This window comes from Actinoallomurus rhizosphaericola, from assembly GCF_024055675.1.
In the GTDB taxonomy this organism is placed as follows: domain Bacteria; phylum Actinomycetota; class Actinomycetes; order Streptosporangiales; family Streptosporangiaceae; genus Actinoallomurus; species Actinoallomurus soli.
In genome coordinates, this window is the sequence record NZ_JAMXMW010000001.1 from 800,121 (window position 1) to 819,510 (window position 19,390).

The window sequence follows — 19,390 nt, forward strand, 5'->3', positions numbered from 1 at the left end:
GTCATCCGGCCCAGCGGTCGCCCGGCGCGGACAGCACGGCGATTTCGACGCACTCGCCGCCGCTTCCGCCGCTGCGACTGCTCTTGCGCCATTGCGCCGCCGACAAGTCGGGGGTGTTCATAGGCTCTCCCTGATCGACTTGATCAACATCCGGGATTCCGCCACTGGAAGGGCATGTCCCCTGATCAAGTCGTACCTTACGTGGAAGTCCGCGACCCCGGACGGGTCTTCCACGACCTGTCCTCGACCGGCCGCTTCGGTGTACGCGGTGTCGGGTCTGCCGTCGAAGCTCAGCAAGGTGAAGCTGCCTTCCAGCCCGGCGTAGGCGCCCGCGCTGATCGGCACGACCTGGAGCATGATGTTGGGGCGTTCGGATGCCTCCAGCAGATGTTCGAGTTGACCGCGCATGGTCTCCGGGCCGCCGACCGTGCAACGCAGAACTCTCTCGTCGAAGGTCGCCCACAGGCGTGGTGGCTTGTCGCGGGCGAGGATCGCTTGACGCTCCATGCGCGAGGCGAGGAACCGGTCGACGACGTCCGGCTGCTGCACGGTCAGCAGGATCTCGCGCGCGTACGCCTCGGTCTGGAGTAGGCCCGTGACCAGCAGGAGCCCGAAGACCCGGATCGCGTCCGCCTGGGCCTCCCGCTCGACGAATTCGGGGAATCCCGGCGGCAGGGCGGCGAGGTGGCGAGTGTCGTTGACCAGCTTCCATAGCCGGACGAATACGCCGTTGGTCTTGAAGAACGTGTCCGTGTCCTCGGCGAATCTCTTCGATGGGATGTTCTTGGCGGCTTCGAGCTGACCGATCAGCTGCGGGGTGTACCCGAGCGTCTCGGCGAACTCGACCTTGGACAGTCGGGCGTCGGTACGCCACGTCTCCAATTCTGCGGCGAACGCTCGGATCGTGGGGGACTCGTACGGGTCACGCTGTGCCACCATGGCCGGCCTCCGGGGGTGAGCCGTGTGCGGTTTCGTCGATCGGCTGCTGGGTCACACCGCGGTCTGACGCGGTTTGTAGCTAAGCGTAATCGCACGGATGAGACTAGTCATGTGGTTCAGGGAGGCCGAGTGTCGTTGGAACCGCCGTGCGCTCGAGTCACCAGGAGAAGAATCAAGGAGAGTGCGCCGTGTCAATCGTTACAAGCGCCGGCGAGAAGGCGGCGCAGCAGTCGGAGCATCGCGTGTACTGGCTCCCACTCCCGCCGCATCCGGTGGCCGTCGACCAAGTGTCTCTGCTCGTGGAGATGGCGCTCACCGCCTGGAGGACTCTGGGAAGGGGCGACAGCGTGCGGCTGGTAGCAGTGGAACTCGTCGAGAACGCGATGCAGGTCAGTGACGCCGTGGACATCACCCTGTCGCGTCAAGACGACGGCGCAGTACTGGTCGAGGTGTGGGACACCAGCGAGACTTCCCCGGATCATCAGGCCGCTCGGACGGACGGGCCGAGCCTGCCGCTCGTCAAGACGCGGTCGGACGACTGGGGGTGGAGGCTGCACGACGACGGCGGCCGGACGGTATGGGCGATCGTCGGCGACCGGGGCGTATCCACCCCGGTGAGCGCGCAGAACGCTCGGCGAAGGAAAAGGTAGGAGCGTACTTCGTCGAAGTACGCTCCTAACATCTGGGAGCAGGGCTGATCGCCAAGCCTGACCATCTGCTCGGTATGGGCCGCCACTTCGTGATCGGAGCGTCTCAAGGGTCGGCGAGGATTGCCGTCGCGCTTGCCGTTTTGCCGTCACCGTTGACTCGTGGCCGTCGGTGTCGCACGTCCTGAGTCCGGATAGCCGGATTTCGCCGGTCACGGCGGCGGCAACGTCCTGTGTCGCGTGGGCTGGTGAGCGCGGGACCCCAGATGGGCGTGCAAAACGCTCGGGGAGCGTGGCGTGCTCAGGCGCGGATACCGATAAAGGCGGGCAAGTCGGGCGGTGGTGGAAGGCTTTCCGAGCCTTGGGGTGCCATGAGTTCCGGGACTGGGAGAAGACGGCGGCAGTGCGCGGGACGAAGCGGACCTGACGGTCGATCCGATCGTCAGCGTTGTTCCGGTCGGGGCGGGCGGAATCGGATGTCGCGGGAGCGGGCATCGGTTACGGTGGGCTCGGGAAGATCATCGGTGGCGGAGGGGCGGGCGTGAGCGAACGCATGACCCGCGGGCTCCGAGTACTGGTCCTTTTCCTCGCCATCCTCGGGTTCGCCGTCGACCCCGCGATCGCGGCGCACGCGTCCGCGGCCATCCCGGCGGCGACCGCCTCAGCCTCGGCAGCCGATGCCGGTATTTCCACCGCGATGGCCGATCTCCGATCGGCGGCCGGCCTCCGTCCGGCAGCCGACGCTCGATCGGCGTCCTCTCCCCGGTCGGCGGCGGACTGGCGGTCGGCGCCATCTCCCCGGCGGGTGGCGGATGGGCGGTCGGCGGCCTCTTCCCGGTCGGCGGCGGATGCGCGGCCGGTGGGCTCTTCCCGGTCGGCGGTCGATGTGCGATCGGCCGGGATCTTCGGGGTTCGCGCGGGGGCCGGGGTCTCCGGGTCTGGTTCCGTCACGGTCGCGGCCGTGTCCGGGTCGGCGTATGCCACGGCGGCGACCGTCTCCCGTGGCGTCGTGCGCGCCGACCAGAACCGTACGCCCCGGGTCCGGGCCGCGGCGAGTGTCTCGTTGCCGCTCCACACGACGCCGGCCGGCCCGGCGGTCCTTACCGGGCAGGTGGCGGTCAGGAGCGACCGGCGCCTGATCGGGGCGGTCGTCGATGCCGTGCGGGCGCCGGGCGGTACGGCGCCGCTCACTCCGCGTGGGCGCGGGCCGCCTTCCATCACGGGTTCCTGATCCTCGTCCCGCCACCGCCCGACAGGCGTGGCGGGTCCCACCCGTGGCCCGGTTCAGCCGGGCCGGCCCGTATGGAGGCTTCCCATTTCTCGTGCCACGGCGGTGCGAGCGCTCTTGGCGTTCGCCGTCATCGCCGCCTCAGTTCTCATTGCCCTCACCACGTCTCCGCGTCTCGGACTCGACCTGCGCGGGGGCACTCAGATCGTCTTGCAGACCCACGACTCCCCGTACGCGAAGGCCGATCGGGGATCCACCGACCGCGCCGTGGAGGTGCTGCGCAAGCGGATCGACGCGCTCGGGTTGTCCGAGCCGACGCTGACCCGTTCCGGCGACCAGCGCATCATCGTCGAACTGCCCGGCATGCAGGACGCCCGGCAGGCCACGGCGGTGATCGGGCGTACCGCGCAGTTGTCCTTCCGCCCCGCCGTGGCCGACGGCGGGCGTGCCACGGTGGACGAGAAAGGCGGGCCGCTGCGGGTCGGGCCCGTCGCGCTGACCGGGGAGGACGTCGGCAGGGCGCAGGCCGGGTTCGACCCACAGGACCTGCGCGGCTGGTTCGTATCGGTCGGCTTCCGTCATGACGCGGCGTGGCAGCGGCTGACCGCGAAGGCGGCCTGCGCCGCGCCGGGTGATCCGGCGCGCAGGGTCGCCATCCTCCTCGACGACAAGGTCATCTCGTCGCCGCAGGTCGACCCGAGCGTACGCTGCGGGACCGGCATCACCGGCGGATCGACGCAGATCACCGGGCGGTTCGGCGAGAAGGAGGCCAAGGACCTCGCGGCGCTGATCCAGGGCGGGGCGCTGCCGGTGCCGGTCGGCGTCGTCGAGCAGCGGACGGTCGGGCCGACCCTCGGGGCGGCGGCGATCGACGCGAGCGCCCAGGCCGCGGTGATCGGGGTCCTGCTCACGGCGCTGTTCGTGATCTGGGTGTACCGCCTGATGGGCGTGATCGCCACGGTGGCGCTCGCGTCGTACGCGCTGATCTCGTACGCGGTGCTCAGCGCGATGGGTGCGACGCTCACGCTGCCGGGGCTGGCCGGGTTCGTGCTGGCCATCGGCATGGCGGTCGACGCCAACGTGCTGGTCTTCGAGCGAGCGCGGGAGGAGTACGCCGCGCTGCCGCGCAGGGGAGTGCGGTCGGCGCTGGGCCGGGGTTTCCACAACGCCTGGTCGGCCATCGCGGATTCGAACATGACGACACTGCTCGCCGCCGGCCTGCTGTTCTATCTCGCCTCGGGGGAGGTCCGGGGGTTCGGCATCACGCTGTCGATCGGCGTGCTGGCCTCGTTCGTGTCGGCGCTGCTGGTCACGCGGGTGCTCGCCGAGTGGGCGGCCGGCCGGCGGCCCGTCGCCGCGCGGCCGTCGCTGACGGGGCTGGCCGGCGCCGGGCGGGTGCGGCGGGGGATCGAGCGGCGGAGCCCGGACCTGATGGGGCGCCGCCGGCTCTGGCTGTCCGTGTCGGCGGTCGCGGTGCTGCTGGCGATCACCGGGATCACCGTACGCGGGCTGAACCTCGGGGTGGAGTTCACCGGGGGCCGGCTCGTCGAGTACTCCACGAGCCGGGCGGTCGACGTGGACACCGCACGTCGGGCCGTGTCGGACGCGGGGTTCCCGCACGCCGTCGTCCAGGCGTCCGGCGGGGACGGCGTGTCCGTTCGTACGCAGAACCTCAGCGACCAGCAGGAGCACCGCATCCAGGAGGCGCTCCGACACGAGGGCGGGACGGTGACCAAGCAGCGTGACGAGAGGGTCGGGCCGAGCATGGGCAGTGAGCTGCGGAACAAGGCGGTGATCGCGCTGGGCGCCGCGCTCGGTGGGCAGCTCGTCTACCTGGCGATCCGGTTCCGGTGGACGTTCGGGGCGGGGGCGGTGCTGGCGATGCTGCACGACGTCGTGATCGTCACCGGGCTGTTCGCCTGGACGGGCCGGCCCGTCGACGGGATCTTCCTCGCGTCGCTGCTCACGATCATCGGCTACTCGGTCAACGACTCGGTGGTGGTCTTCGACCGGATCCGGGAGCTGCGGGCGGCGGAGCCGGAGGCGCCGTTCGCCCGGGTGGCGAACCGCGCGGCGCTGCAGACCGTGCCGCGTACGGTCAACACCGGCATGGGCGCGCTGTTCATCCTGGCGGCGCTGGCGCTGTTCGGGGGCGACTCGCTGACCGACTTCGCGGTGGCGCTGCTGGCCGGGATCCTCGTCGGGACCTGGTCGAGCGTGTTCACGGCGACGCCGGTCGCGCTCGTGCTGGAGCGGGCGGACTGATTCCGGCGACCCGGTGCCGGGAGGGGGGAACCGGCACCGGGTTCGCGCTGGGGCCTGGCGGGGCCGTTACTGAACGGTAGGGTTCACCGTCGTATCGGTCAATGCCCGCTTATGGCCGCAACTCGGACCTTTCTCAGTATTTGCTGTATCTGTTACCTTTTATGATTTGGCTTTTCGCGGATCGTCAGATGCGAGGCACCTCGCGCAGCTCCTCCTCCGCGCGGATCACGTGCATCACCGCGTTGATCAGGGCCAGGTGGGTGAACGCCTGCGGGAAGTTGCCCAGGTGCCGTCCGCTGTGCGCGTCGATCTCCTCGGCGTACAGCTGAAGCGGGCTGGCGTACGACAGCAGCTTCTCGCACAGGGTCTTGGCACGCTCCAACTCGCCGATCAGGACCAGTGAGGACACCAGCCAGAACGAGCAGATCGTGAAGGTCCCCTCCTCGGAGTCGAACCCGTCGTCCGTGTCCGTCGTCCGGTAGCGCAGGACGAGGTCGTCCTGGGTCAGCTCGTCGGCGATCGCGAACACCGTCTCGCGGACCCGCTTGTCGTCCGCCGGCAGGAAGCCGAGCATGGGGATGAGCAGCACGGACGCGTCGAGCGCCTTGCTGCCGTAGTGCTGGACGAAGACCCCGCGCTCGTCGACGGCGTTCGCGAGGATGTCGGCGTGCATCTCGTCCGCGGCGTCCCGCCAGCGCTTCGCCCGCTCCTCGTCGCCGCGGATCCGTGCGAGCTGGGAACCCCGATGGGCGGCGAGCCAGCAGAACAGCTTGGACGAGGTGAAGTGCTGCGGCTCGCCGCGTACCTCCCACATGCCCCGGTCGGGCTTGCGCCAGTGCTGGAGAGCGGCCTCGACCTGCTTGACGATGATCCCCCACAGCCGGTCGTCGAGCCGGTCGCGCTTGCGGACGTACAGGTAGATCGAGCCGATGATCGCGCCCCAGACGTCGTGCTGCGCCTGGGTGTAGGCCCCGTTGCCGATGCGCACGGGGCGCGCCCCGTCGTAGCCGTGGAGGTGGTCGAGCGTGGACTCCTCCAGCTCGGCGCGGCCGTCCACGCCGTACATGATCTGCAGGTGCCCGTTGGCCGCCTCGGCCACGTCGGTGATGAAGTGGAAGAAGTCGTTGGCCTCCCAGTCGAAGCCCAGCGTGTAGAAGGCCCACAGGGCCATGGTCGAGTCGCGGATCCAGGTGTAGCGGTAGTCCCAGTTGCGGTCGCCGCCGGGCGTCTCCGGCAGCGAGGTGGTGGCCGCCGCCGCGACCGCGCCCGTCGGCGCGTACGTCAGGCCCTTGAGCGTCAGCGCGCTGCGCTGCAGGTGCGCCCGCCAGGGGTGGTCGGGGAACCGGCCGCGGTCGAGCCAGTGCTGCCAGTGGTGGACGGTCCAGGTGAGCCGCTCCTGGGCCTCCTCGCACGACTGCGGCGGCCGGTGCTCGCTCCACGACAGCGCGACGAAGCGGCTCTCGCCCTCCTTGATGAGCGTACGGGCCGTGGCGAGCGACCCCTCGAACCCGATGTTCAGGTCACTGGTGAGCCGCAGCTCGATGCCGTTCCCCCGGGCCACGGCCTCGTGGTAGCCGACGCCGGAGTGCTCCCACTTGGCGCTCTCCCGGCCGTAATCGAAGATCGGCATACAGTCGAGGCGGACCTGCGCCTGGCCGTTCTCACAGCGGATCACGCGCAGCAGCACGTGGTCGGAGTCGTAGTCGGTCGGGGCGCGGCGGTGGGTGTGGGACCGCTGGTCCTCATGGTGCCAGGGCCCCATGAGCAGGGCGTCGAGCACCACGAGCCAGCCGCCCGGCGTCCACCAGGTCGTCTCCAGCACCATCGTGCCGGGGATGTAGCGGCGGGCGGCGGGCACCTCGATACCCGCGGGTCCGACGCGGAAGTACCCGGCGTCGCGGTCGAGCAACGAGCCGAAGACGCTCGGGGAGTCCATGCGCGGCAGGCACATCCACTCGATGTTGCCGCTCGGGGCCACCAGCGCGGTGGTCTCGGTGTCGGACAGGAACCCGTAATCGGCGATCGGCGCGAACGCCTCACCAGCCCCGGGATTGGTCACAGGCCTCATCGGCACATCATCGCGCAGCAGTGGCATGTTACGCACACGCCGCGCTGCCCGGCGAGGGCTATTGGGGTCGAATGGGGGGAATGTCGGTATTGGAATAGACCACTACACCGGTGCTGACCTGCGCAAAGATCGGCGAGCGCTGACAGTGACGATCGCTTCACCGAGAGCTGGGTAGAGTCGCCGCATTCAGCGTGGACCGGAGGGAAAAGAGTCTCCCATGCCGAAGTACGTGTACGACTTCACCGAGGGCAACAAGGACCTGAAAGATCTGCTGGGGGGCAAAGGCGCGAACCTGGCCGAGATGACGAATCTCGGCCTTCCCGTTCCGCCGGGATTCACGATCACGGCCGAAGCCTGCCGGCACTACCTCGAGCACGGAAGCGTTCCGGACGGCCTGGACCAGGAGATCGACCGCTACCTCGACGCGCTCGAGAAGCAGATGGGCAAGCGCCTGGGCCAGGCCGACGACCCGCTGCTCGTCAGCGTGCGCTCCGGCGCCAAGTTCTCGATGCCGGGAATGATGGAGACCGTCCTCAACGTCGGCCTCAACGACGAGTCCGTGCACGGGCTCGCCGAGCACGCCGGGGACGAACGGTTCGCCTGGGACTCCTACCGGCGGCTCATTCAGATGTTCGGCAAGACGGTCCTGGACATCGACGGCGAGCACTTCGAAGAGGCCCTCGAGAACGCCAAACGCGCGAAGGGCGTCGACAACGACCTCGACCTGGACGCCGCCGACTTCAAGGGCCTCGTCCAGACCTTCAAGGGCATCGTCCGCGAGCACGCGGGCCGTGACTTCCCCACCGATCCACGCGAGCAGATGGACCTGGCCGTCAAGGCGGTGTTCGAGTCCTGGAACGCCCCGCGCGCCATCCTCTACCGCCGTCAGGAGCGCATCCCCGCCGACCTGGGCACCGCGGTCAACATCGTCGCGATGGTCTTCGGCAACCTGGGCATGGACTCCGGCACCGGCGTCGCCTTCACCCGCGACCCCGCGAGCGGCCACCAGGGCATCTACGGCGACTACCTGCAGAACGCCCAGGGCGAGGACGTCGTCGCCGGCATCCGCAACACCGTGCCGCTGGCGGAGCTGGAGCGGATCGACAAGCGCTCCTACGACGAGCTCCTGCAGATCATGGAGACGCTGGAGAACCACTACCGCGACCTGTGCGACATCGAGTTCACCATCGAGCGCGGCAAGCTGTGGATGCTGCAGACCCGCGTGGGCAAGCGGACCGCCGCCGCGGCGTTCCGCATCGCCTGCCAGCTCGTCGAGCAGGGCCTCATCGACGAGGACGAGGCCGTCGGCCGGGTCACCGGCGACCAGCTCGTCCAGCTGATGTTCCCCCGCTTCGCCGACGACGCGAAGGCCAAGAAGATCGCCCAGGGCATGAACGCCTCGCCCGGCGCGGCGGTCGGCAAGGCCGTCTTCTCCTCCGCCCGCGCCGTCGAACTGGCCGAGCGGGGAGAGGACGTCATCCTCATCCGCCGCGAGACCAACCCCGACGACCTCGACGGCATGATCGCCTCCCGCGGCATCCTCACCTCCCGCGGCGGCAAGACCTCGCACGCCGCCGTTGTCGCCCGCGGCATGGGCAAGACCTGCGTCTGCGGCGCCGAGGAGCTCGAGGTCGACGTACGAGCGGGGAAGGTCACCGCGCCCGGCGGCGTGACGATCTCCGAGGGCGACGTCATCTCGATCGACGGGTCCTCCGGCGCGGTCTACCTCGGCGAGGTCCCGGTCGTCGACTCACCGGTGGTGCAGTACTTCGAGGGGACGCTGTCGGTGGAGGACGGCGACGAGCTGGTCGGGTCCGTGCACCGGATCATGACGCACGCGGACGCGCGCCGCCGCCTCGACGTACGCGCCAACGCCGACACGGCCGCCGACGCCGCGCGGGCCCGGAGGTTCGGCGCGAAGGGGATCGGCCTGTGCCGCACCGAGCACATGTTCCTCGGCGACCGGCGGCAGCTCGTGGAGGACCTCATCCTCGCCGAGACGGAGGAGGCGCGGCAGGCCGCCCTCGACGCGCTCAAACCCCTGCAGAAGCAGGACTTCGCCGAGATCTTCGAGGCGATGGACGGCAGCCCGGTGACGATCCGCCTGATCGACCCTCCGCTGCACGAGTTCCTGCCCGACCTCACCGAGCTGTCGGTCAAGGTGGCCACCGGGGAGGCCTCCGACGACGAGCGCAGGCTCCTCGACGCCGTACGCCGGCTGCACGAGGAGAATCCGATGCTCGGCCTGCGCGGCGTACGGCTCGGCGTCGTCATCCCCGGCCTGTTCGCCATGCAGGTCAGCGCGATCGCCGAGGCGGCGGCGGAGCAGAAGGCCGCGGGCCGCGACCCGCGCCCGGAGATCATGATCCCGCTGGTCGTCGCCGTCCAGGAGCTCGAGCTCATCCGGGACCAGGCCGAGGAGGTGCTGCGGAAGGTCGGCGTCGAGGCGCCGATCGGCACCATGATCGAGCTGCCGCGCGCCGCGCTCACGGCCGGCCAGATCGCCGAGGCGGCGGAGTTCTTCTCCTTCGGCACCAACGACCTCACCCAGACGACGTGGGGATTCTCCCGCGACGACGTGGAGGCGGCGTTCTTCAGCCGCTACCTGGAGCTGGGCATCTTCGGCGTGTCCCCGTTCGAGACCCTCGACGTCGACGGCGTCGGACGGCTCGTACGGGTGGCCGCCGAGAAGGGCCGCGAGACCCGCCCGGACCTCAAGCTCGGCATCTGCGGCGAGCACGGCGGCGACCCCGACTCGGTCCACTTCTTCCACGAGGTCGGCCTGGACTACGTGTCCTGCTCGCCGTTCCGGGTCCCGGTCGCGCGGCTGGAGGCCGGCCGGGCGGCTATACAGTCGTCAGGGAGCGACAGTCGCTGAACCACCGACCCGGTCGACCGCGTCTAACGGGTCGTGCGAGACGGAGGAGCGATCACCGAGCAGCCTGACCGCGGCGAGCCGACGGTCGAGTTCGGCCGGGACGCCACGCGCGTCCCGGCCGAACCGGCACGGACCCGGAGCGACCTGCCGCAGTGGCGGCCGGATACGACGCGGCAGGATCTGCCCGGCCGGCGCCGCGACGGCGAGGGTTCCCGCGACGACGGGACGAGCGTCCTCGGCGAACGCGAGGGGGAGGCGTCCCGGGACGAGGGGACGAGCGTCCTCGGCGAGCGTGAGGGCGAGGTGCCCCGGGACGGAGAGACCAGCGTCCTCGAACGGCCCCGCGAGCGCGCCGACCGGGGCGCCGGCGAGGGTCCTGCGGGCGGCGGGGGCCGGCCGCGCCGGCGCTCCCGCTGGCGGTGGGTGCGGCGGGTCGTCTACCTGCTGCTCGTCCTGATCATCGGGACGCCGCTGTTCGCCGGGTTCCGCGTGTGGTACGTCGCGCGCCAAGACGACCACCGGCGCTCCGACGCGATCATCGTGCTCGGCGCGGCGCAGTACAACGGCAAGCCCTCGGCCGTGCTCGAGTGGCGGCTGACGCACGCCCTGAAGCTCTACCGCGAGGGCGTGGCCCCGCACATCGTCACCGTCGGCGGCAACCGGCCGGGGGACAACTACACCGAGGCCGGCACCGGCAAGGCGTGGCTGAACGAGCACGGGGTGCCCAACGACCGGATCGTCGCGGTGCGCAGCGGCAGCGACACCCTGCAGAGCATGATCGACGTGGGGAAGGAGTACAAGCGGCAGGGCTGGCACACCGCCGTCATCGTCACCGACCCCTGGCACGCGCTCCGTTCCCGGACGATGGCCGACGACAACGGGATCAAGGCGGTCACCTCGCCGACCCGCAGCGGGCCCACCGTCGGCAGCCGGGACACCCAGTTCCACTACATCGTCCGCGAGACGGGCGGCTACCTCTGGTACGTCTTCATCGGCCGCTGGCACGGTGACTCCTGAGGTCTCCGAGATTTGATCTCAAGCGCGGTCGAGGTTCTAGCCTCGGAGCATGATCTTCACTGACAGGGAACGCGCGTATCTGGCCGGGCAGAGCCTCGGCCGCCTGGCCACCGTCGCCGCCGACGGGACCGTCCAGGTGCGGCCGGTCGGCTTCCGCCTGAACGAGGACGACACGATCGACATCGGCGGGCCGAACCTGAGCGGTAGCCAGAAGTACCGGAACGTCCAGGCCAATCCGGTGGTGGCGTTCGTCGTGGACGACATGACGCCCGACGAGCCGGGCGCCGTCAAGCCCGGCTGGGGTCGCGGCGTCGAGATCCGGGGGAACGCCGAGACCCTCGCCGTCGAGGAGCCGCCCCTGGCACCGGGGTTCTTCAGCAACGAGGTCATCCGCATCCACCCCGGCCGGGTCAACAGCTGGCACATCGATCCGGACCACCCGGACCTCAACGCCCGGGACATCGGCTGAGACGGCGGATTCCGGGCCGTCCGATTCGTCCTTTCGGTCGAATCGGACGTCGCCTGGTCTAGGCGCTGACGAGCGGTCCGCCGGGGGCGGGATTTATCAATTAGGAAACCTTCCTAAAGGTATTGACGGCTCCCGTTCACATCGGGCTTACTCGGATCGACTGCCGCTTCAGGTACGGCGCAGGCGCAAGCCTCCGGGGGCTCGCCCGAACGACAGCGACAGGGTTCTGATCGCCGGACGCGACCCCGCCCGCGCCTGTGCGCGGGCGCCCGCAAGGAGGACCCGTGCGTGTTCGCCCGCGTGCCCTGACCATCCTCGCCGCCTGTCTCCTCGTGCTCGGCGTCCTGACCACCGGGCGCGCCCACGCCGCCGGATCGCTTACGGCCGCGTTCGCCAAGACGTCGGACTGGGGGAGCGGCTATCAGGGCCAGTTCACGGTCACGAACAACGGCTCGTCGGCGATCAACGGCTGGACGGTGGCGTTCGATCTGCCGTCGGGTTCGTCGGTGGGCACGTACTGGGATGCGTTGTTGACCCAGTCGGGGTCGCATTACACGTTCAAGAACCGGGACTACAACGCCTCGGTCCCGGCGGGCGGGTCGGTGTCGTTCGGGTTCGTCGCGTCGGGCAGTGGCACGCCGTCGGGTTGCACGCTGAACGGCGCGGCCTGTGACGGCGGCGGAGGAGGTGGTGGCGGCTCGGATACGCAGCCGCCGAGTGCGCCGGCCGGGTTGACGGTGACGGGGCACACCTCCTCCAGCGTGTCGTTGTCCTGGACGGCTTCGACGGACAACGTCGGGGTCACCGGCTATGAGGTCTACCAGGGCTCGTCTCTGGCGGTGACGGTCTCGGGGACGAGTGCGACGGTGTCGGGGCTGGCCGCCTCGACGTCGTACTCCTTCAAGGTCCGGGCCAAAGACGCCGCCGGGAACTTCTCCGCGTACAGCGCCACGGTCGGCGCCACCACCGATGGCGGCGGCACCCCGCCGCCTCCGTCCGGGGGCCTGCGGGCGGCCCCGTACTTCATGCCCCTCGACAACGACCCGCAGCCGATCTCCGCGATCGTCTCCGGCAGCGGCGTGAAGTCGCTGGTCCTCGCCTTCGTCCTCGCCCCCAACGGCGGAGGCTGCACCCCGACCTGGGACGGCGACGCCGGCCTCACGGTCTCCTCGGACACCGCCGTCAAGGCCCAGGTCGACGCCGTACGCGCGGCGGGCGGCGACGTCGCGGTCTCCTTCGGCGGCTACAACGGGCTCGAACTCGGTGCCGCCTGCTCCGACGCCGCATCGCTGGCCCAGGCGTACCAGCAGGTGATCGACAAGTACTCCCTCACCCACGTCGACTTCGACATCGAGGGCGACGACCTCGGCGACGTCGCCGGCGAGACACGGCGCTTCCAGGCCATCAAGATCCTCAAGCAGAACGCGGCCGCGGCCGGACGCGCGCTCGAGGTCTCCCTCACCATGCCGGTGACGACCGTCGGCCTCAGTGACCTGGACAAGGCCGAGATCCAGCGCGCCAAGGACAACGGAGCCGACATCGACATGTACGCCGTCATGGCGTTCGACTACGGAGGCCCGGCGGCGTCCATGGCCGCCGACGTGCAGAACGTGATGGAGGCCGCGCACACCCAGCTCGCCGCGCTGCGTCCCGACCTGTCCGACGCGAGCCTCTACGCCCGTACCGGCCTCATCCTGATGAACGGCCACACCGACCAGCCCAGCGAGCTGTTCACCCAGGACACCTTCCGTACGCTGCTCGGCTACGCGCAGCAGCACCACCTCGGCCGGCTGTCGTTCTGGTCGCTGAACCGGGACCGGCAGTGCACCGGCACCACCGGCTGGGCGGACGGCAAGTGCAGCGGCGTCACGCAGCAGCCGTACGACTTCGCCAAGATCATCGGTCAGTTCGCCGGTTGAGCTCCGGCTCCGGTCGTTCCTCCCGCCGGCGCGGCCGGGAGCCGGTCTCCATCCGAAGCCGGCCCACGAGAGAGGTTCCCCGCCTTGAAGAGATCCAGGATCGCGTCCCTGGTCGTCGGAATGCTGCTCCTGCCCCTCGCCGTCGTGCTGACCGCCGTTTCGGCGTACGCGGCGGCGAACACGGCGACGTTCGCCAAGACGTCGGACTGGGGGAGCGGTTACCAGGCACAGTTCACGGTCACGAACAACGGCTCGTCGGCGATCAACGGCTGGACGGTGGCGTTCGATCTGCCGTCGGGTTCGTCGGTCGGTACGTACTGGGATGCGTTGTTGACCCAGTCGGGGTCGCATTACACGTTCAAGAACCGGGACTACAACGCGTCGATCGCCGCCGGTGCGTCGGTGTCGTTCGGGTTCGTGGCCTCGGGGAGCGGTACGCCGACCGGCTGCACGCTGAACGGGGCGGCCTGTGACGGCGGGGGAGGTGGTGGCGGTGGTTCGGACACGCAGCCGCCGAGCGCGCCGGCCGGTCTGACGGTGACCGGGCACACGTCTTCCAGTGTGTCGTTGTCCTGGACGGCTTCGACGGACAACGTCGGGGTGACCGGCTATGAGGTCTACCAGGGCTCATCTCTGGCGGTGACGGTCTCGGGGACGAGTGCGACGGTGTCGGGGCTGGCCGCCTCGACGTCGTACTCCTTCAAGGTCCGGGCCAAGGACGCCGCCGGGAACTTCTCCGCCTACAGCGCCACGGTCAGCGCCACCACCGACGCCGCCGGCGGCGGGGGAGGCGGCGGCACCGGCAGCGGCCGGTTCTCGCCGTACGTCGACATCACGATGGCCAGCCCGACGCTGAAGGACGTGGCGACGGCGACCGGACAGAAGCACTTCACCCTCGCGTTCGCGCTCGCCGACAGCACCGGATGCAACCCGTCATGGGGCGGCACGATCCCGCTGAACGACTCACGCGTCATCGGCGAGGTCAACGACCTCAAGAGCGTCGGCGGTGACGTCACGGTCGCGACCGGCGGCGCGGTCGGGCCGTACCTGGAGAACACCTGCGGCAGTTCCTCCGCGCTGCTCGCCGCCTACGAGAAGGCGCTCGACGCCGTCGGCAGCAACCGCCTCGACGTCGACGTCGAGGCGTCCATCCCGGTCGCGCAGGTCAACACCGCCCTGAAGCAGCTGCAGGATGCACGCGGCACCGCCGTCACGTACACGCTGCGCGTGCAGTCCTCGGACTACGGCGTGGACCCGTTCTCGGTGCAGATCCTGCAGGACGCCGCCTCCCGCGGCCTGAACGTCACCGTCAACCCGATGCTCATGGACTTCGGGTACTCCGGATCGTGGGGCGACGCCCTGGTCGCCGCGGCCGACTCCACGCTCGGGCAGATGAAGCAGGTCTGGCCCGGTAAGAGCGACGCCCAGCTCAAGGGCATGCTCGGCCTCACTCCGATGATCGGTAAGAACGACACCCGCCCGACCACCACGCAGGACATCGCCCGCCAGTTGCTGAGCTACGCCCAGACCAACCACGTCGCGTCCATCGGCTTCTGGTCCGTCGGCCGCGACAACGGCGGCTGCCCGAACGGCTCCGTCTCGCCGACCTGCAGCGGCATCAGCCAGAGCACGTACGAGTTCACCAACATCTTCAAGGGCTTCACGGGCTGACGTCCGGGACGTCCTGGAGGGGGCCTGTGCGCCGTTCCCGTCCTCCCACCGGACGGGGACGGCCGCCAGGGCAGAGCCGGGGTTCGTCCGCCGGGTGACCGCGCTCACCCGGCCTTCGGCGCGGTTCTTTGACGGCGGGGCTCAGCGGGCGAAGCGTCCGATGAGGATGGCCAGGCGTTTCTCGTGGCCCTCGCGACGCATGCGGCCGTTGCGCATGAGCGTCATGAGGCCGTGCAGGCCGCTCCAGAAGGTCTCGGTGAGCGTCCCCAGATCGTCGTCTCCGGCGAGGGGCCGGACCGTCTCGCGTAGTTCGCCGAAGGCCTCCTGCAGGGCGGGCGGCGCCTCGGGGGTGGCGAACGGCAGGTCGACGGCGTGCGTGAACATGGCGTCGTACAGCGCGGGGCGCCGGTCGGCGAACACGCAGTACGCCGCTGCGACCGCGGCGAGGGCCTCCCGCGGGTCGGCGGCCGAGGTACGGGCCGCGCGGAGCTCGGCGGCCAGGTCGGCGCAGCCTTCGACGGCGACCGCGGCCATGATGGCGTCCTTGCCCTTGAAGTGGCTGTAGAGGACCGGCTGGCTGTACTCGATCTCGGCGGCGAGCCGGCGCGTGGTCACCGCGTCCCAGCCCTCGGCCTCGGCCAGCTCCCGTGCCGCCGCGACGATCAACCGTTCCCGCTCCGCCCGCTCGCGCTCCCGGCGTTCCTTGACTGACATGGCAGCGATTCTAGCAGTGCTAGCGCATCTACCACCGCTCTGCTAGTGTCGTTCTTGTTCCTAGCGCTGCTAGAAATCGGAGATGCTCATGCTCACGCCCATCGCCTACGGCCTCGCCATCGTCCTCGTCGTCCTGGTGCTGATCATCGGACTGCGGTTCCTGCTGGCGCCGCGCGCCGCCGCCGCAGGCTACGGTGTGCCGGCCAAAGAGCACGGAGACTCCGCGTACCTGACGATCAAGGGGCTGCGCGACTTCACCTACGGCGTCCTCGGCGCGGCCCTGCTCGCGTTCGCGAGCGCGCACGCCGTCGGCTGGTACATGCTGGTCGTCGCGATCGCCCCGCTGGGCGACACGCTCATCGTCCTGCGCCACGGCGGCACCAAGGCGACGGCGTTCGGCATCCACTTCGCCACCGCCGTGATGGTGCTCATCAGCGCCGCGCTGCTGTTCGCCGTCTGAGCATCCACGTGCCCACGAACAACGCCGCCGAGGATCTTCGTGGCTCTTGCCGCGGAGATCCTCGGCGCTCAGCGAAGCGGACCCGAGCCGGGCACGGGGCCCGGGCCCATTCCTCCGGGTGGCGGGGGCACGGCGCCTGGACCCGGGATCGCGCCGGCCGGGGCCGCGCCGGCCGGGGCCGCGCCGGCGGGGGGCGGCTCGGGAGCCGGGGCGGCCGCCGGGGTGATGCCCACGCGGAGCAGGCCCTCGTACAGGGCGTTGACCTGACCGGGGTCGTCGACCGCCCGCCGTACGAGGTCGGTCAGGTCGACCTCGACGCCATCGGCGTCGCGCAGGCGGGCGATGTCGGACCAGGAGAAGACGTAACGGGCGCGGCCCGCCTGGATGAGCAGGCCCTCGAAGGCACGGGCGACGACCCGCGCCACCAGGGCGGGGGTGTCATCGCCCTGCCAGCCCGCCATCCGGAGGCGGGTGCCGAGGTCGCCGGCGCCGCCTCCGGCGAGAATCCGCAGGACCGTGTCGACCGTCGGCTGCGGCGTGTTCGCCGCCTGCGCGGCGGCGGTGAAGACGTCCTTCATCGCCTCGGCGTTCGCTCCGGTGTACAGGCCGCGCTCGACGATCTGCGGCCAGTCCAGCACGGGCAGGCGCAGCGCCTCTTCGGTGAGCATCGACGCCTGCGTCGCCAGCGCGGCGCGCTGCGGGTCGGCGAGCAGCGCCAGCGCCGGGCGGGAGTCGGGACGGACGGCCGGCTCCGGCAGCGTCGCGATCGCGGCGAGGCGCTCGGCCAGACTCGGATGCGAGTCGTACGGCGAGCGTTCCTCGGGCGAGTTCACGACCTTGGCGAGCTCCTCCTGCCGGCTCGGCTCCCGCAGCAGCGTGTAGAACCCGGCGAACAGGTCCGCGGGGCGGGCCTGGGCCGGCTCGATCAGCGAGCAGTACGAGGCGAGGTAGAAGTTCCAGGCCGCGGCGCTCGCCCGTACCTTCCGCAGGGCGTCGCCCATCGGCCGCCGCCCGGAGACGGCGACGGCCGCGGCGTCGGCCTCCAGCTCCTGCCGCCGGGACACCGCCTGCGACACGCGCAGGTACAACGTGGCGTACAGCAGGAAGATCGTGCGGATGACGGCATGGTTGCGCAGCCGTTCGATCGTCCTGATCAGCGACGTACGGCCCCGGTAGGTGATGCCGCCGAGGCGGGTGTGCGAACCGCTGTAGTGCCCGAGCTCGTGGCAGAGCACCGCGCGCATCTCGTCGGCGGTGAGGCTGAGCATGAGCGGGATGCCGATGTACATGGAGCGCCGCCCCGGGACGAGACCGAGGAGCCGGGTGTTCTCGCTGACGGCGGCGTTCACGTCGGGGACGAGGCGGATCTCGTCGGGCACCCGGGTCCGCACCCGGTGGGCGAGCTCGGCGACCGTGCGCCACAACTCCGGCTCGTCGCGGGGCGACACCGCGACGCCGGGCTCCTCCTCGTGCCTGCGGCGGCCGACGACGAAGACGCCGCGCAGCATCGCCAGGACGCCGAACGTGGCCAGCGCCGCGACCTTGAAACCACCCGCGTGGCCGTACTTCACCGCGTAGAAGTCGAAGAAGACCGTGCCGACGGTGATGACGGCGACGAGCACGTAGAAGCCCGCCAGCAGGACGACGGCGACCGCGGCGCGGAACGTGGTGAGCATGGTGCCTCGAGACGTACGGATGGGGTGAACAGGACCCTAACCCGCGGTGGCCGATCTCCGGAACGGCCGGTTCAGTGGTGCCAGGGCAGCAGGACGGGCTCGGCCGGGCGGCGGCCGGCGAGGAGGTCCCGCAGCAACGGCACGAGCCCGAAGGGGTAGACGGCCTCCGTGGTGGCGGCCAGCTCGTCCACGGTCCACCACCGGTGCCCGGTGAGCTGCTTCACCTCGTACGGCTGGAGCCCGCCCGTGTCGACCTCGTGCGCGGTGACCCGGTAAAGGAAGAAGTCGTCGCGGAACAGGCCCTTCGCCCAGCTGAACTCCGCGTACCCGGAGGTCGTCGCCACCGGCGTTCCGAGGTCCTCCGGGGCGACGATGAGGCCGATCTCCTCCTGTAGCTCCCGGGCCGCCGCCTCGTGGAGGGCCTCGCCGTCGTCGACGCCTCCTCCGGGCGTGAGCCAGTAGTGACCGCGCTTGGGGCGGCGGTGGTCATGGAGGAGGCGGAGCAGTAGGACGCGGTCGGCGTCGTCGAGCAGGAGCACGCGGGCGCTTCTGCGCCGGTACGGTCCGTCGGGCATGACCCGCACTCTAAGGGCCCCCGGTGACGAACAAGATCCGCCGGGTACCTCGGTGCGGGATACGCTCGGACTCCGATGACCGGTTACACCGAGCACGACACGGCGCGCTGGGCACCCGAGCCGCCGAAGCGGCGCGGCCGCACGCCGTTCGAACGGGACCGGGCCCGGGTGCTGCACAGCGCGGCGCTGCGCCGGCTGGCGGCGAAGACGCAGGTGGTCGAGCCCGCGGCGGGGGACCAGCGCGGCCAGCACAGCCCGCGGACGCGGCTCACCCACTCCCTGGAGTGCGCGCAGATCGGCCGTGAGCTCGGGAAGGCGTTCGGCTGCGACCCCGACCTGGTCGAGGTCGCGTGCCTGTCCCACGACCTCGGCCATCCGCCGTTCGGTCACAACGGCGAGGCGGTGCTCGACGAGGTCGCCGCCGCGTGCGGCGGGTTCGAGGGCAACGCGCAGAGCCTGCGCCTGCTGACCCGGCTGGAGGCCAAGTCGTTCGCGCCCGAGGGGCGCAGCGTCGGCCTGAACCTCACCCGCGCGGCGCTCGACGCGGCGATGAAGTACCCCTGGCCGCGGAGCGCGCCGGTCGGCGACGGCGCCAAGTACGGCGTCTACGCGGAGGACGAGCAGGTCTTCGCCTGGCTGCGGGCCGGGGCCGGGAGCGAACCCGACGCAGCGAGTGGAGTGGGTGCCGAGGGACGAGGTGGCCGCGGAGCGAGTGAGGAGGGCGAGCGACCCGTCAGCGGGAGCGAACCCGACGCAGCGAGTGGAGTGGGTGCCGAGGGACGAGGTGGCCGCGGAGCGAGTGAGGAGGGCGAGCGACCCGTCAGCGGGAGCGAACCCGACGCAGCGAGTGGAGTGGGTGCCGAG

The 19,390-nt window shown here is 70.5% G+C and carries 15 protein-coding genes; 9 read left to right on the plus strand and 6 right to left on the minus strand.

Annotated elements, in window-relative coordinates; translation table 11 throughout:
- Position 1: 1 nt before the first annotated feature.
- Complete coding sequence (locus tag NE234_RS03825) at positions 2 to 121, minus strand: DUF397 domain-containing protein (RefSeq protein ID WP_252777354.1); 120 nt, start codon at positions 119 to 121, stop codon at positions 2 to 4.
- Positions 118 to 939, minus strand: coding sequence for a DUF5753 domain-containing protein (locus tag NE234_RS03830; protein ID WP_252777355.1), 822 nt, complete (start codon positions 937 to 939; stop codon positions 118 to 120). Before NE234_RS03830 ends, NE234_RS03825 begins: the two co-directional genes overlap by 4 nt.
- Positions 940 to 1,127: 188 nt before the next feature.
- Between NE234_RS03830 and NE234_RS03835 the strand changes: the two genes are divergently transcribed.
- A complete protein-coding gene (locus NE234_RS03835; RefSeq protein WP_252777356.1) occupies positions 1,128 to 1,589 on the plus strand; it encodes an ATP-binding protein in 462 nt (153 codons plus the stop codon).
- 1,330 nt (positions 1,590 to 2,919) lie between these two features.
- Positions 2,920 to 5,079, plus strand: a complete 2,160-nt coding sequence (secD, locus tag NE234_RS03840; RefSeq protein ID WP_252777357.1) for a protein translocase subunit SecD — start codon at positions 2,920 to 2,922, stop codon at positions 5,077 to 5,079.
- Between the two features lie 184 nt (positions 5,080 to 5,263).
- Here secD and NE234_RS03845 read toward each other — a convergent pair whose 3' ends face one another.
- Positions 5,264 to 7,147 carry a glycoside hydrolase family 15 protein gene (locus NE234_RS03845; RefSeq protein WP_252777358.1) on the minus strand — a complete coding sequence of 628 codons (1,884 nt, stop codon included), beginning with the start codon at positions 7,145 to 7,147 and terminating at the stop codon, positions 5,264 to 5,266.
- Between the two features lie 217 nt (positions 7,148 to 7,364).
- Between NE234_RS03845 and ppdK the strand changes: the two genes are divergently transcribed.
- The 5 genes from ppdK to NE234_RS03870 all read left to right on the plus strand — a co-directional run bounded on the left by ppdK (position 7,365) and on the right by NE234_RS03870 (position 15,101).
- On the plus strand, positions 7,365 to 10,025 hold the full coding sequence (gene ppdK, locus NE234_RS03850; protein ID WP_252777360.1) for a pyruvate, phosphate dikinase: 2,661 nt from the start codon (positions 7,365 to 7,367) through the stop codon (positions 10,023 to 10,025).
- A 33-nt stretch (positions 10,026 to 10,058) separates the two neighbouring features.
- Positions 10,059 to 11,042 carry a YdcF family protein gene (locus tag NE234_RS45165; RefSeq protein WP_252777368.1) on the plus strand — a complete coding sequence of 328 codons (984 nt, stop codon included), beginning with the start codon at positions 10,059 to 10,061 and terminating at the stop codon, positions 11,040 to 11,042.
- Between the two features lie 49 nt (positions 11,043 to 11,091).
- A complete protein-coding gene (locus NE234_RS03860; RefSeq protein WP_252777378.1) occupies positions 11,092 to 11,511 on the plus strand; it encodes a PPOX class F420-dependent oxidoreductase in 420 nt (139 codons plus the stop codon).
- A gap of 284 nt (positions 11,512 to 11,795) precedes the next feature.
- Positions 11,796 to 13,430, plus strand: coding sequence for a cellulose binding domain-containing protein (locus NE234_RS03865; RefSeq protein ID WP_252777381.1), 1,635 nt, complete (start codon positions 11,796 to 11,798; stop codon positions 13,428 to 13,430).
- 84 nt (positions 13,431 to 13,514) lie between these two features.
- Positions 13,515 to 15,101 carry a cellulose binding domain-containing protein gene (locus NE234_RS03870; protein ID WP_252777382.1) on the plus strand — a complete coding sequence of 529 codons (1,587 nt, stop codon included), beginning with the start codon at positions 13,515 to 13,517 and terminating at the stop codon, positions 15,099 to 15,101.
- Between the two features lie 141 nt (positions 15,102 to 15,242).
- Here the strand turns inward: NE234_RS03870 and NE234_RS03875 are convergent, their stop codons facing one another.
- Positions 15,243 to 15,815, minus strand: a complete 573-nt coding sequence (locus tag NE234_RS03875; protein WP_252777383.1) for a TetR/AcrR family transcriptional regulator — start codon at positions 15,813 to 15,815, stop codon at positions 15,243 to 15,245.
- An 82-nt stretch (positions 15,816 to 15,897) separates the two neighbouring features.
- Here NE234_RS03875 and NE234_RS03880 point away from each other — a divergent pair, with 82 nt between their 5' ends.
- Positions 15,898 to 16,275, plus strand: coding sequence for a DUF4267 domain-containing protein (locus tag NE234_RS03880; RefSeq protein WP_252777384.1), 378 nt, complete (start codon positions 15,898 to 15,900; stop codon positions 16,273 to 16,275).
- A 68-nt stretch (positions 16,276 to 16,343) separates the two neighbouring features.
- Here NE234_RS03880 and NE234_RS03885 read toward each other — a convergent pair whose 3' ends face one another.
- Together NE234_RS03885 and NE234_RS03890 are read right to left on the minus strand one after the other, a co-directional pair.
- Entirely contained in the window at positions 16,344 to 17,951 is a 1,608-nt protein-coding gene (locus NE234_RS03885) for a M48 family metallopeptidase (protein ID WP_252777385.1), read from the minus strand.
- A 71-nt stretch (positions 17,952 to 18,022) separates the two neighbouring features.
- Complete coding sequence (locus NE234_RS03890) at positions 18,023 to 18,526, minus strand: NUDIX hydrolase (protein ID WP_252777386.1); 504 nt, start codon at positions 18,524 to 18,526, stop codon at positions 18,023 to 18,025.
- A 75-nt stretch (positions 18,527 to 18,601) separates the two neighbouring features.
- Between NE234_RS03890 and dgt the strand changes: the two genes are divergently transcribed.
- Positions 18,602 to 19,390, plus strand: a 789-nt coding sequence (gene dgt, locus NE234_RS03895) for a dGTP triphosphohydrolase (protein WP_252777387.1), incomplete at its 3' end; no start/stop codon positions are given.

Excerpts from the sequence above, each read along its gene's own strand:
- NE234_RS03845 (WP_252777358.1), bottom strand. The coding sequence starts at position 7,147 with ATGAGGCCTGTGACCAATCCCGGGGCTGGTGAGGCGTTCGCGCCGATC.
- NE234_RS03885 (WP_252777385.1), bottom strand. The coding sequence starts at position 17,951 with ATGCTCACCACGTTCCGCGCCGCGGTCGCCGTCGTCCTGCTGGCGGGC.
- NE234_RS03860 (WP_252777378.1), top strand. The coding sequence starts at position 11,092 with ATGATCTTCACTGACAGGGAACGCGCGTATCTGGCCGGGCAGAGCCTC.
- NE234_RS03825 (WP_252777354.1), bottom strand. The coding sequence starts at position 121 with ATGAACACCCCCGACTTGTCGGCGGCGCAATGGCGCAAGAGCAGTCGC.
- NE234_RS03875 (WP_252777383.1), bottom strand. The coding sequence starts at position 15,815 with ATGTCAGTCAAGGAACGCCGGGAGCGCGAGCGGGCGGAGCGGGAACGG.
- NE234_RS03830 (WP_252777355.1), bottom strand. The coding sequence starts at position 939 with ATGGTGGCACAGCGTGACCCGTACGAGTCCCCCACGATCCGAGCGTTC.
- NE234_RS03880 (WP_252777384.1), top strand. The coding sequence starts at position 15,898 with ATGCTCATGCTCACGCCCATCGCCTACGGCCTCGCCATCGTCCTCGTC.
- NE234_RS03890 (WP_252777386.1), bottom strand. The coding sequence starts at position 18,526 with ATGCCCGACGGACCGTACCGGCGCAGAAGCGCCCGCGTGCTCCTGCTC.
- ppdK (WP_252777360.1), top strand. The coding sequence starts at position 7,365 with ATGCCGAAGTACGTGTACGACTTCACCGAGGGCAACAAGGACCTGAAA.